Genomic DNA, 12,367 nt, shown 5'->3' with positions numbered 1-12,367 from the left:
ATGAAAAAGAATTCCCAGTCAACACTGCTTACAAAAAACAAAGTAGAAAATGTATCGACAGAAGATCAGCTCCAAACTGATTACCTTGAAGCTGTAAGGTCTTTTGCGCGATTAACCTATGAAAGTGTATATGTGATCGATTACGAGAAAATGGGATTTGAATATGTTTCCGAGAACCCTTTATTCCTGTGTGGATATTCATCGGAAGAAGTACTGGACATGGGATACGAATTCTACTTCCGGAATGTCCCTGAAAAGGATTTGAAGTTATTGGAGCAGATCAACGAAGCCGGATTTGATTTCTTTGAAAAAATACCCGTTGGCAATAAAAAAGAATACCGCATCACTTATGATTTTCACCTGGCGGACAAAAGCGGGAAAAACATCCTGATCAACCATAAGCTCACTCCATTGTTCCTTACCAGCCAGCACAAGATTTGGAAGGCGATGTGTATTGTTTCCCTTTCACATCATCAGCAAGCAGGAAATGTCTTTATTGAAAAACAAGGTTCCGATGAGTTGTGGGAACTGAATACGGAAAACAACAGCTGGTTGAAGTCTATGAAACCGAAATTGAACGAACGGGAAATCGAACTCTTACGTTTGCATGCACAGGGATTAAGCATCAACCAGATCGCCGATAAACTATTTGTTGTTCCGGACACTGTGAAGTATTACAGACGACGGATCTTTGAGCGTTTGGATGTAAGCAATATTGCGGAAGCCCTTGCTTATGCCGTTAATAATAAGATTATTTAATATTTTGCTTCAGGATTTGCCTGATTGAAACCAGGTGTCCAAAAAACACGATCGGAACAATAAAGGTGGGCAACCAGCTAAAAGGAAAATTCAAAATGGCAATATTCGGTTGGTCAAAGGCGAATTTTTGAATCGGAGAAGGTGCGGCAAACAAGGCATTTACTACAATATTGATCAGAAGACCGAGACAAATAATATTCCACCACAACAGCAGCTTTCTATTTACACGGTTTTTCCGGATTCCGAAATAAGCAATAAAAGGTGCTGTAATTCCCGCAATAATATCCCAGTTCCTGCCCTCGAAAGTCATCAACTCCGGCACTGCTTTATTTAGGAAAAGCCAGAACAAGACGATCTCCACAGGTATTCGCACGGTATTTAAGTATGTAAGGTTTTTGATGGGCAGACTATCCATAAACTGTCTTCCTTTTGAAGTTAAAAACAATAAGATGATAGTCAAAACCGTGGGCAAAATTCCCATCAGCATAATTTTCGGCGGGAAGGAATCAGTATCCGAATTGTACACATTCTCCAAAGTCAAACCGGCCTGAATACCCAGCCAGATTGTTAAGCCCAACATTACAATAGGAGCTGTTTTAGCAATTTTATGTGAAGCCGATTTTTTTACCGTCCAACTAAAAAGCAAGAGTGTTGCAACAGTTGTCAGTCCAAATACCAGCGAAATATACATTGGCAGATTGTCAATCATTTTTTTTTGTTTTCAAAACATTAAGAATCAAAGGATAAATATCTTTTAAAATATTCATTTTTCAAAAGCAGCGCTATTTCTGGAATGGCCTGTCATTCATCCGTGCTTTTTCCAATACTCTTTGCCATAGCTGCAAAACAACTCTTCGTTTGCCCGGATATCTCTCAGGGCTTCGATGCAAACATTATCGTTCAGGTCTAAAGTAATCCGAGCATTATTTTTAAATTTTGAAGCAGACAATCCTTCTGCATCATTGGCATATTTTGCAAAGCACTCTACATTTTTGGAATCCATGATGCTACCGTCTAACAAATTGATAAAATACCCGTCATTTCCTGCTCCGGCTCTTGTTTTCGCATCCAAATCGCTGAGAATTTCTCCTTTAAACAAGGCAATCGTTTCGTCTTTGTAAATATCGATTACCGTAAATAAACCCTGACCCGAATTTGGAATTTGAGATTGACTTATGTATAAATAGTCGGATTCAGGAGCTTCAATTTGATTGTTTGAATTTTTCAAAGCGTTTATTTTGAGGTGAATTACAAAACTTAGATCCGTTCTGTTTTTCGAATAGTCTTTACACGAGATGAGATCCTTGCCCCGACTTACTGTTGTTCCAATACTCTGTAGCTAATTATGAATAGCACTTTTAATCCAAGAAAAACCAGTAAAAATATCCTTGCAATTTTATTTGGGATGATGATGGAGAAAATTAGAAGAGCTATAACCGAAAGGATGTCCATTGTCCATCCAAAATTTTTGTAAAGAAGCGATACTTTTGTCCAATCCGTATTTCCTTCTTTTTCAAAAAACACAGGAATAACTCCTTTTTGTAAAATAAACCAAGCGATTGATATGACATATTCTATAGCCATTAAGATCAAAAGTTGATAAACCGTTCTGATTACTTTTTGGCCATCCGTTTTGGATGAATCTGACAATTCGATTTCATGAAAATCTTTCATAGTAGAGTAAGTTTTGCTTTAGAAGCACGAAAGATACGTGTTTTTTTAACATTCCGATTCGTGTTCAATTTAAATCGGATTGCTCTCTTAACTGCGTCTATCAGTTTTTCCATTCCGCTTTCATGATCCGGTAAATATTCACGGGTATGCCGCTGTAGATCGTTTGTTTTGAAAGTTTCATCCCGTTTTTCAATGCTACATTCTGTGAAGCAATATTATCCGGGTGAATGATCGAGATCAACGAATCAGCCAATTCATTTTGAAAAGCATGATCCCTACACTTTGCAGCGGCTTCCAGGGCATACCCAAGACCTCTGAATTCCGGCATTAAGGAGTACCCGATTTCCAGCTCTTCCTGCTCATCAACGGTTTGAACCAACAAGCCACATTGCCCGACAAAGCTGCCGGATTCCTTATCAATCAAGGCATTCATTCCCCCTTTACTGTTTTCATATCTCCAGGCAATCTTATCAAACCACTGCTGGCATTTTACATCAGCCGGATCGGTTTCGGAAAAAGCAAAATACCTGAGTGAATCCGGATCTTCACAAAATCGCAGCCAGGTATCAAAATCTTCCGAATCCAATTTCCTGAAATATAATCTTCCGGTATGCTGTCCGAATAACAACAAGTCTGCTCTATTTTCTGTCTTAATCATTTTATCTTTTCGTAAGGATGGGGCAATTTATTGAGTATTTCCTCTTCCAGTCTTTTCTCCACTCTTTTACGTCCTCTGAAAAAGCTGTTAAAAATCGGATCGCTGTGTCTCCACCTTCCTCCTTTTTCCATGACACTCACAAGTGCTAATCTACTGCTAAAAGGATGATTGTCCCAATATGCTTTATCCATAGAATAGCGCAACTCATATACTTCCTCCGGACCCTTCTCAAAATAAAGGTAAACCATTGTATTTTTCAGGCTTTTATAGTGATGATGCATGACACCATCAATCAATTGATAATCGATCACGGAATCTTTCGGAGTGTAGGCGCGCCAGGTAGTATCATTTTTAGGGAACTGATATCCTTCATGTTTAGTTAAAAACCGATTGACAGCCAATTCGAGTGAGTCCTTTGAAACCTTGAAATCATAACATGCAATTCTGCCAGTGGTACCGCAAGAAGGTAACAAGAACAAAGCAATCCCTACAAGTACCGGAACTAATTTGATCAAAATGGATTGATTCATGGTATAATCGTTCAATGGTAAATCAACGCAAAAGATAAGGTTTTCTTCTAAATCAGTTCAATTATTATTTTCCTGAAGGGAAGAATAGTTGGTTTTAAAAACACGATCCCAGATCGAAGTATAAAACCCAAAATTGCATCCCGGATGTTGATGATGCAAGTAATGAAACTCAGAAGTACATAAACACCCTTTTCGGGCAATTTTTAACCAGGATTGCGGCAGAACCGTGTGGTTGAGATGTCCGACAGTTCCCCACAAGGAGTTGATCACCAAATAAATTGAAATCCCTGTTGCCGAAAGCGGAAAGAATACTAAAACACCCAGCATCATCAAGCCAAAACCGATGGATTCAACCGGATGCAGTACAAAAAGGCTCAGCAGGTTCGTGGATTCGTGTTCGTGATGCCGCTGATGAAGCTTCCTGAAATAGGTTGTAAAGTGTACAGAGCGATGAAATACATACATGAGCAGATCCATTAGCAGTGTCAAAAACACCACTTCCAAAACAATTCGAAAAACACTCTGTCCTTCAGATAGAACTATGAAACCGCGCTTCCAAAGGAAGACACCAAAAACAAAGACTAATGTATTACAAAACACCGTGACCAGGCTCAAAATAACATCCGACCGAAGAACCGGCTGCTGCTCTCCCAAACGCTCTTTACCAGGAAAATAATTCAATGCAGAATAAAGTCCTAAAGAACAGAAGTAGATCCCGAAATTAATGATCAATCCGTAGGTAATTACTTCGGAGATACCGGCATTGCCGAATGTTTCAAGTACAGGTCTCATGTTGACTTTTCACTATTTACCCGGTAAAGGTTTAATAAAAAAACGAATCATCAAAGAGTATGCGCTTATAAACAATCCTAAGGCATTAATTAAATGTCTTTCTGAACTCCAAAGGAGAGAGATTTGTTTTTGACTTGAATAATTTACTGAAGGACTGCGGGTATTCAAATCCCAGTTCATATGCTATTTCAGTGACAGACAAATTGGTGATTGATAATTTCTCTTTTGCCTTTTCAATTAATTTATCGTGAATATGCTGTTGTGCATTTTGTCCTGTCAGTGAACGCAGCATGTCACTCAAATAACTGGGTGAAATATTCAGTGTTTCTGCCAGGTATTGAACTGTAGGCAATCCTTGTTTTAGGGAAAGTTCTTTATCAAAATAGTTATTTAACGTTTCATCGAGATTTTGCAATAAGTCATTATTTACTGCTTTACGGGTGATAAATTGACGATTATAGAAACGGTTTGCATAGTTCAGCAGTAATTCTATCTGAGAGATAATAACATCCTGGCTGAAATCGTCTATTCTGCTATTCAGCTCTTCCTCAATAATCTTAAATATCGAGATGATCGTTTCTTTTTCATTATCCGACAAATGCAAAGCTTCGTTGGCCGAATAAGAAAAGAAGCCATACTGTTTGATCTTTTTCGCCAGGGGATAATTCCACAAAAAATCCGGGTGAATGAGCAAGGTATAGAGTGAGCACTCACCCGGATTGCTTTCATCTGCATTCCCAATAATCTGATTGGGCGAGGCAAACAACAAACCTCCTTCATCAAAATCGTAATAATTCTGTCCGTATCTTAATTTTCCATTCAGTCCTGATTTATAGGATATTTTATAAAAGTTCAGCACATGTGAACTGGGAGAGGTATTAATCTGTGTAATTGCACCATTTATCAAGGTTATTAACGGGTGCTTCGGTTTAGGCAGGCCAAAGACCTGGAGCGCATCCGATAATGAATCAAACCTGTAATGGTTATTTTCTTCCTTTTTCATTTTGAAATTTAAACAATGATAACCGAATAAGCAGGAATTATCCGGTTATCATTCACTTTTTATTATAAATCCTGAGCTGCATTAGAAACAGGCCCCCATTCTTCCCAAGTTGCCAATCGCTCCTCATAACTTTTCTTTACCCAAGGCAGATTATGACTTCCCAAAAAGAAACGCAAAGGAGGATTTTCCGAATCTACCACTTTGAAGATCGCTTCCGGTGTTGCGTCCGGGTTTCCTCTTTCCATATTAGTCAATTGCCCGAAGAAGCCGGCTTTAAAATCTTCATAATGATTCATCCCGTCAGAAAACTTAAGCGATTCCTGACTTCCGAATTCAGTGGCATAAGCACCGGGCTCAATAATCGTCACCTTAATTCCGAAGGATTTAATCTCTTCGGCCAAACTTTCATGAATTGCTTCAAATGCCCATTTGGAAGAACAGTAATAACCGATTACAGGTAATGTGACATGTCCCAGGTTACTTGAGGTGCCGAGAATATGACCTCCACCCTGTTTCCGCAGTAAAGGCAAAGCTGCTTTAATTACGGCAAGCGGTCCGTAAATGTTTGTTTCATACAATTCCCTGACTTCATTTATGCTCGCTTCTTCAATGGTTCCGACAAGTGAATAACCGGCATTATTGAAGATGATATCGAGTTTCCCGAAATGGGCATGTGCTTGTTCTACTGCTGCTTTTACCTGATCATGATCGGTAACGTCCAATTCCAGTGTTAAAACATTTTCGCCATATTTTTCTTTGAAATCTGCAATGCTTTCCAGTTTACGGGCTGTTGCAGCCACTTTATCTCCGCGTTTAAGAATCGCTTCTGTCCACACGCGCCCAAAACCTCGTGAAGTACCGGTTATGAACCATATTTTTGGATTTACCGATGAACCTGTAATTGAATTGTCTTCCTGATGTACCATAATTTGTGTTTTAAATTAGTATGCATCAAAGGTCCGGCAATGTCCATAATTAGTTGTATCCCATTTGCGGGGATTTGTATCCATAATGAGAAAGCATCATGAAAGAAGGAAAATCTTTCTTATTCTGCGGGCAGATAAAGTTTCGCTCCTTTTTTAAGCAGCATACTATCCAAATGTCCCATTTTCTGTTGGTCTGTTGTGATCAAATGCATGTGTAAATAAGTGTCGTGGTGAGTGAAGATCGCCTTGTGCTTTGTTGAGAAAAAACCGATTATTTCTGATTGCTCGTCTTTCAATTCGTAGTTTTTCTGCCCTTTATGTGCCTCGTCCGGTGAACTTACTTTGGTATCCTTTGGCAGGTTCACAATATGGATTGATGCCTGCTCAACAGTGCCTGAAAGCTTGAAAATAAAAGGTTCCGAAGAAGATTTCGTTGCTGCTTCAAGATATTGTTCCAGTTGTTGAATTGTCCGGACGCTGTCGGGTAAGGTTTGCTCTGTCCATTTCTCAACATTTGCGTAGGCGAAAAACGGGGCTTTCAGTTCATCGGTCTGTTCAACTTTCATTACTGCGTTTGAAACAACAGTTGATTTGTAGGATTTCCCGTCAATAATTAAAATTTCACCTGCCAAATATTCAAGCGGACCAAACCCGTAAAGATTTGTCTTATTAGCTATTGTATCCAGGTTTATCTTTCCGTCAAGCTCTCCTTTCCACATGACATTTTTCATTTCTCCAACGATCGTTACCGTATTTCCTGTTCGCTGTGCAAACGAAAAACAACTGATCCCAGTGAAAACAATCAAGCCGGGAAGCGTGATTTTAAAATTCATTTCGTTCCATTTTAGTGTTTTTGATTTTAAAGCTGCATACAACATCCCCCAATAACTTTTATTCCAGCCGGAAACTGCTTCCAAATTCGGATATAACGGAATTGCCCTTCGATCGGGTTTCCGAGCATGCTTCCCTTCGTGTCGTAAACAAGCCCGACAACAGCTGTATCATCAATAATATTGATCTCTTCAATTTTGTAAACCAATTGCTCCATGATCATTTCGCCTGACCGGTGAGAAGCCAAATCCATTGCTTTTGTGATCATCTGTCCGTTTGGAGCCAGAAATAATAAGTCGTCGTGCAGAACAGTATCTAAGAAAGTGACATCACTGCTCTTAATACCTTCCGCCAGGTTGCCTTCCAATTCTGTTATCTTCTCTTTCGTGATCTGCATATCTTGTTAATTAAAGTGTGAATGAATTAATTTTCTTGCCAGGTCAAGCCCGGTTTGGTCGTCATTTTGGATTGATACGAAATACTTTGTCTGCCAGCTTTGTGTTTTCTCTGCCTGTTTACTTGTAACACTGTCCCATGGCGGATAAACCCTGATCCCGCGTTTTCCCCCTTTCCCGTTCAGTGAAAGAATTCCTTTGTCGGCCAAAACCGTTGCCGGAAAAATAAACTGGCCGATATGGTTATTGCTTTTGGATGTTATCACAATAAAATCGATTCCGTCCGAACTGTCAAAAGGTGCTGTTATTCCCTCCTTGTTTCGTTTCCAGATCGTGACAAACTGCCCGGTTTTGGTCGGTGTGATTTTAGAAGTCCGATATTCAACCCTGCGTCCATCCAGTTCAAACGAGCACGCAGTATATTCGAGACTTTCTTTATTCGGAGTCAGCTTTGTCAATTCAAACCCGCAGGCATCGTAAACCAGTTCTTTGATCATTTTCAGATCGGAATAAGCGGGGTTTTCAATTGTACTCATTTTTTCGTTCCTTGAATTTTAATTAACGGCAACTTCAGTTTCGAAGTTATTACAATTTGCCGATTGTATAACGCAAAAAAGCGACCTGTCATTGACAAATCGCTTCGGAATGAATGGCTATAAAGGAACATAAATCCATTCATCACAACCTGAATCAGGGGTAGTTAATTTCGTATTCCGTTTCCAATTACCTGGCCGTATTGTGTCATTTCCAGTTTCATCGTTCCGTCACTTTGAGGTGTGAATTTTATAGCCCCGTCTGTTCCTCCTTGCCTGATAGCCTGAAAAGTGTTTTCGGAAGAAGGAAAGAAACGCATGTCCCAGTTAAGCTTATCGGTATTGTAGACCAAATGCCCATCCAAATAGGAAATAATGTGTTTTTGAGAAGGATCTTCCGGGTTGGTATATTCACCGACAAAGCTTTTGATCTTTTCTTCGGTCAGGGGAACTTTTTTGATGAATTCCTTTGAAGTCGGTTTATCATCCAATATTTCATTCATCGTTTCGTAAGCGCAAACACCGTTTTTGAAATTGTTCAACACCAGTATTGTTCTGTCATTTACGGAACTATAATACATAAACGTGATGTACCCATCCCAGCTTCCGGTGTGTCCATAACTGATATTCGCTCCATTTTTGCGCACCTCAAATCCGAAACCGTAGCTTACTTTTTCACCATCAGCAGTTTTAGTGATCTCCATGACTTCATCAAATTCTTGCCGGGTCAGTAACTGATTGTTTTTTAAGGCTTCCATCCACTTATACAGATCTTCTACCGTGGAATTCACCTTTGCATTTCCAACGATTCCATCCAAATAATAAGGTACCATGCGTCCTACTCTTTTATCGTCTTCCGGTGCTTTTTCAAAAGAATTGTTTATCCAAACATAACCGGTAGCATAATTCTTTATTTTTTTTGGTTCGAACCTCCTGTTGTAAATGAAAGTCCTGTTCATTTTCAGTGGTTTGAAGATCTTTTGCGTCAAATAATCGTTTAATTTTTGTCCGGACACCCGTTCAATGATCGTTGCCAAAAACACATAATTCGTATTGGTATACTGGTGGGCAGAATGCGGTGCAAATTCCAGGCTGTCTTTTCGCGCTGCGTAATAAGCAATCACATCCTCATTCGTTGCTATGCGCTCATTCTTCCAGTCATTTGTAAACTCCCCGAATAAGTATTCAGGAATGCCGCTCGTATGCCGAAGGAGATCATAGACCGTTACTCCTTTAAAACTTGACAGTTCAGGAATATGAACAGTTATATCGTCGGTGTAATTCAATTTATTCTCCCGGTGAAGCAAGGCGATCGCAACACCGATAAATTGTTTGCTACAGGAAGCAAGTTCAAAAATGGTCTGCGGATTATTCAGCGCCTTCGTTTCTTCGTTACTATAACCCCTTCCGGTTTTGTAAATAACCTTTCCTTTTTCAGCGATCAATACACTTCCGCTGAATTGATTTTGTGCAGCAAGAGAAGTAAATAATGAATCCAGTCGTTTTGTTTGGGTTGCCTTTTGCCCGAAAGACAAGGAGGCTGATACTACCAGGATAATCGATAAAATTGGTTTTTTGAAATTCATAGTGTTAATTATTTGTTCTTTAGTTTCCAGAGCGAGCCGTTTTTGGTGGTCAGTTTGTCTAATTTCCCTTCTAACAGCAAAGCGTCGAGGAGTTTTTCACATTCGTTTCGCGGGGTACCGCTTAGTTCTGAAAATTCCTTCGCTGATAAGTTCGGATAGATGGAGAAAATATTCTCCCAATTTTTCGGATAGCTCTTTTTTACAGCCGCCGGGTCCGATTCCAGGATTGCATTTTCATACGAACTATATGGTTTGGAGCCATAAACCTTTTCCGTTTTCCCAGCAGAATCCATAAAAAACAGTGTCGGGAATCCCCGTACTCCCAGTTCCTTACCCAGTTTCAGATCTTCATTAAAAAGTTCCTTCGCTTTCCCTTCGTAATCATTTTTAAATTGTTCCAAATTCAATCCGACGCTTTTCGCAGCCGACTCCAAATATTCCCATTTGGTAATGTTCTTTTTTTGCAGGAAGACCAAAATCCGGATCTCGCGGAGAAACAATACTGCTTTTTCTTTATCCTGGATTTGTGCGGCTTTAAAAGCAATGGAAGGCGGATAGGAAGAAGATAAGGGATCTTCCAGCCAAACATCTCCATCGATCGGCATGTCGTAATACACGCTTACTTCGTCCCAATGATGTGCTACATCCGAGGGCTTACTGATTCCCCCGCTGTTGTAATTCCAATCAGGCAATAGACCGCCCATGCGGTATTCGATTTCGATACTGTTTCCGTATTCCAGTTTCAATTTCCGCAATTGAGGTTCGATTCCCCAGCAGGAAGAACAAATCGGATCCGTGTAGTAAACAACTTTGACCGGCTTATTGATTGACTTGAATGGATTAGAGGGCAAAGTATCTTCCTGGTTTGATGACACTTCACACAAACCACTTTCAATGTCGCACATCAAGGGATTGTTTTTTTCCTGCATTTGATTGTTGTTTTGAGAATAGCAAAGCGAAATACCACAAGTAACTACTGTGAGTAAAATTTGGTGGATCCATCTCATTCTGCCTGTTGTAATCTGCAATTTATTCTAAATTTGTGTAAAGGTTAGAATAATAAAATCACTCCGCAATAAGTCAGTTTTTTATGACTACAAAAAATAATTCAGAAGAAAACGAAACGTGTCCGGCACAGGCACTTTTAAAAATGCTTTCGGGTAAATGGAAGCCCGAACTTTTCCGTTTGGCGGCAGACGGCCCTCTGCGTTTCAGCTCTTTACTTCGCGATATAGGCGGAGCCAACAAACAAACCTTATCTGTAGCGCTTAGAGAACTGGAAGAAGTAGGTTTACTTCAGAAAGTGATTATTAAAGAAAAACCATTGCATATTGAGTATAATCTCACGGAAACAGGTAAATCCTTAATTCCGATCTTTGAACAATTGGAGAATCTGGGGTAAGCAATAAAGTGATTTCATATCTTATAAATTGTTCAGTGCCAAAAGGTACTTATCAATATACTGCTGTTTTTCCTTCAATTTGTATTGCTGAATGAAACGCGGATGCTCCAGAATTGTTAAGCGATCAAACAACTTCGCTTCCTTATTCAGTTTCCGAATGAAGTCTGCATTTTTCTTTCCCAGCACAAAGACTTCCGAAGTATCCAGCCCCATGGCGATGTGGTTTTTCAAAGAAGCAAGCATGAAATCTTTCACCGTTTCAAAAAGAGCGGGATCGTCGTAATAATTCGCATTCAGCCAATTGCCATCCTTTGTTCGCCTGATAATAGCCAAAGGAAATGGTGAATTGATATAAAACTGCTTATAGAAGCTTTCTGCACCACCGTATCCGACAATCAGGTCGTAAATAAAAACAGAAGAGATTTCGTGCGTATGTGCTGATTGCATTTTAATCCCACAGACGCTTTCCAGGCGTTTGGTATCTGTAAAGGGCACACCTGTTACTCCGGCTCCATGCCGGCTCGGATTGATTCCAATGATAAACTTTCGTTGTTCGGAGTCACTATAATATTTCTGATAAAACTGCTGCATGACCTCCATCGTTTCGGGATTATCCAGATACGGATTCATCGCCTGGAAACCTTCCGGCAGATTCCCTGTGTATTTTAGCTGACGATTAAATTCAATTACTTTCTCTGCGAAGGTGAGCGCCATAAAAATTTTTTTTTCTTTAAATCCGTTCCAGTTCTCTTAGTATTTTAACTGCTCTTTTTCTAAAGTCATTGCTATACTTATCCATCTGATCTTCCAAGCAAAGCTTGAGTTCCTCTTTAATTTCAGGATATTTTTTTGTCAGTTTGAAAAGCACCAAAACAGATCTTGATTTGATTGTGACATTTGTTTCGTTTGAAAGAAGCCATTGGAACGACATATCAATGGCTTTGCCTTCATTTTCCGGCGGAATGCCAGCGATAAGCCAAAAGTTAGCAAACGAAGTCTTGTAAACCGGATTCATATTATCTGTAAAATCAAGTAAAAAAGGAAGGGCAGCAAACAATTTATCCGGACGTGCCAACCCGATTTCACTCAAAAGCCAGAGAAAACGGGAAGCGACTTTATATTCACCGTTCAGTAAGCTGGCCAGATCCCGGATATCAATATTCTTTTCAATAATCGAAGCAACCCAGATTTTCCGCTGGTCTCCTAAACTCGTGGGGAGAACAGACTCCAATTCTTTGTAAAATTCCGTATTTGAAAAACCCGTACTCATCTTTATTG

The 12,367-nt window shown here is 39.7% G+C and carries 17 protein-coding genes; 2 read left to right on the top strand and 15 right to left on the bottom strand.

The features are described from left to right. On the top strand, positions 1-759 hold the full coding sequence (locus tag K0S23_RS01725; protein ID WP_300353385.1) for a helix-turn-helix transcriptional regulator: 759 nt from the start codon (positions 1-3) through the stop codon (positions 757-759). Here the strand turns inward: K0S23_RS01725 and K0S23_RS01720 are convergent. The 13 genes from K0S23_RS01720 to K0S23_RS01660 form a co-directional block, all read right to left on the bottom strand. Further along, positions 752-1,468 (bottom strand): hypothetical protein, encoded by a 717-nt coding sequence (locus K0S23_RS01720; protein ID WP_300353382.1) that lies wholly within the window; start codon positions 1,466-1,468, stop codon positions 752-754. The two genes, K0S23_RS01725 and K0S23_RS01720, sit on opposite strands and share 8 nt — an antisense overlap. A 96-nt stretch (positions 1,469-1,564) precedes the next feature. After that, positions 1,565-1,987, bottom strand: coding sequence for an SET domain-containing protein-lysine N-methyltransferase (locus K0S23_RS01715; protein WP_300353379.1), 423 nt, complete (start codon positions 1,985-1,987; stop codon positions 1,565-1,567). A gap of 86 nt (positions 1,988-2,073) precedes the next feature. Beyond that, the gene (locus K0S23_RS01710; protein ID WP_300353377.1) at positions 2,074-2,433 is read right to left on the bottom strand and encodes a hypothetical protein; all 360 of its coding nucleotides are present in this window, start codon (positions 2,431-2,433) and stop codon (positions 2,074-2,076) included. A 100-nt stretch (positions 2,434-2,533) separates the two neighbouring features. Then, a complete protein-coding gene (locus tag K0S23_RS01705) occupies positions 2,534-3,091 on the bottom strand; it encodes a GNAT family N-acetyltransferase (protein ID WP_300353374.1) in 558 nt (185 codons plus the stop codon). Beyond that, on the bottom strand, positions 3,088-3,621 hold the full coding sequence (locus K0S23_RS01700) for a hypothetical protein (RefSeq protein WP_300353371.1): 534 nt from the start codon (positions 3,619-3,621) through the stop codon (positions 3,088-3,090). Before K0S23_RS01700 ends, K0S23_RS01705 begins: the two co-directional genes overlap by 4 nt. 57 nt (positions 3,622-3,678) lie before the next feature. After that, positions 3,679-4,413, bottom strand: a complete 735-nt coding sequence (locus tag K0S23_RS01695) for a sterol desaturase family protein (protein ID WP_300353369.1) — start codon at positions 4,411-4,413, stop codon at positions 3,679-3,681. An 85-nt stretch (positions 4,414-4,498) separates the two neighbouring features. Next, positions 4,499-5,416 carry a helix-turn-helix transcriptional regulator gene (locus tag K0S23_RS01690; RefSeq protein WP_300353366.1) on the bottom strand — a complete coding sequence of 306 codons (918 nt, stop codon included), beginning with the start codon at positions 5,414-5,416 and terminating at the stop codon, positions 4,499-4,501. Between the two features lie 62 nt (positions 5,417-5,478). After that, positions 5,479-6,342, bottom strand: a complete 864-nt coding sequence (locus K0S23_RS01685) for an SDR family NAD(P)-dependent oxidoreductase (RefSeq protein WP_300353364.1) — start codon at positions 6,340-6,342, stop codon at positions 5,479-5,481. 119 nt (positions 6,343-6,461) lie between these two features. Continuing rightward, positions 6,462-7,175, bottom strand: a complete 714-nt coding sequence (locus K0S23_RS01680) for an acetolactate decarboxylase (RefSeq protein ID WP_300353362.1) — start codon at positions 7,173-7,175, stop codon at positions 6,462-6,464. A 26-nt stretch (positions 7,176-7,201) separates the two neighbouring features. Continuing rightward, positions 7,202-7,570, bottom strand: coding sequence for a nuclear transport factor 2 family protein (locus K0S23_RS01675; RefSeq protein ID WP_300353360.1), 369 nt, complete (start codon positions 7,568-7,570; stop codon positions 7,202-7,204). A gap of 6 nt (positions 7,571-7,576) precedes the next feature. Continuing rightward, on the bottom strand, positions 7,577-8,104 hold the full coding sequence (locus K0S23_RS01670) for a MepB family protein (RefSeq protein ID WP_300353358.1): 528 nt from the start codon (positions 8,102-8,104) through the stop codon (positions 7,577-7,579). A gap of 164 nt (positions 8,105-8,268) precedes the next feature. After that, the gene (locus tag K0S23_RS01665; RefSeq protein WP_300353355.1) at positions 8,269-9,687 is read right to left on the bottom strand and encodes a serine hydrolase; all 1,419 of its coding nucleotides are present in this window, start codon (positions 9,685-9,687) and stop codon (positions 8,269-8,271) included. An 8-nt stretch (positions 9,688-9,695) separates the two neighbouring features. Further along, complete coding sequence (locus tag K0S23_RS01660; protein WP_300355347.1) at positions 9,696-10,616, bottom strand: ClpXP adapter SpxH family protein; 921 nt, start codon at positions 10,614-10,616, stop codon at positions 9,696-9,698. A 161-nt stretch (positions 10,617-10,777) separates the two neighbouring features. On the opposite strand from K0S23_RS01660, the gene K0S23_RS01655 reads away from it, so the two are divergent. After that, positions 10,778-11,089: a helix-turn-helix domain-containing protein gene (locus tag K0S23_RS01655; RefSeq protein ID WP_300353353.1), complete on the top strand. Its 312-nt coding sequence runs from the start codon at positions 10,778-10,780 to the stop codon at positions 11,087-11,089. A gap of 21 nt (positions 11,090-11,110) precedes the next feature. Here the strand turns inward: K0S23_RS01655 and K0S23_RS01650 are convergent, their stop codons facing one another. Continuing rightward, entirely contained in the window at positions 11,111-11,803 is a 693-nt protein-coding gene (locus K0S23_RS01650; RefSeq protein ID WP_300353352.1) for an SMUG2 DNA glycosylase family protein, read from the bottom strand. Between the two features lie 16 nt (positions 11,804-11,819). After that, positions 11,820-12,359: a hypothetical protein gene (locus tag K0S23_RS01645; protein WP_300353350.1), complete on the bottom strand. Its 540-nt coding sequence runs from the start codon at positions 12,357-12,359 to the stop codon at positions 11,820-11,822. Between the last annotated feature and the right edge of the window lie 8 nt (positions 12,360-12,367).

The organism is Fluviicola sp. (genome assembly GCF_029266855.1).
In the GTDB taxonomy this organism is placed as follows: Bacteria; Bacteroidota; Bacteroidia; order Flavobacteriales_D; family Crocinitomicaceae; genus Fluviicola.
The sequence above is the reverse complement of the archived record's forward strand: the minus strand, read 5'-3'. Positions and strand labels throughout refer to the sequence as shown.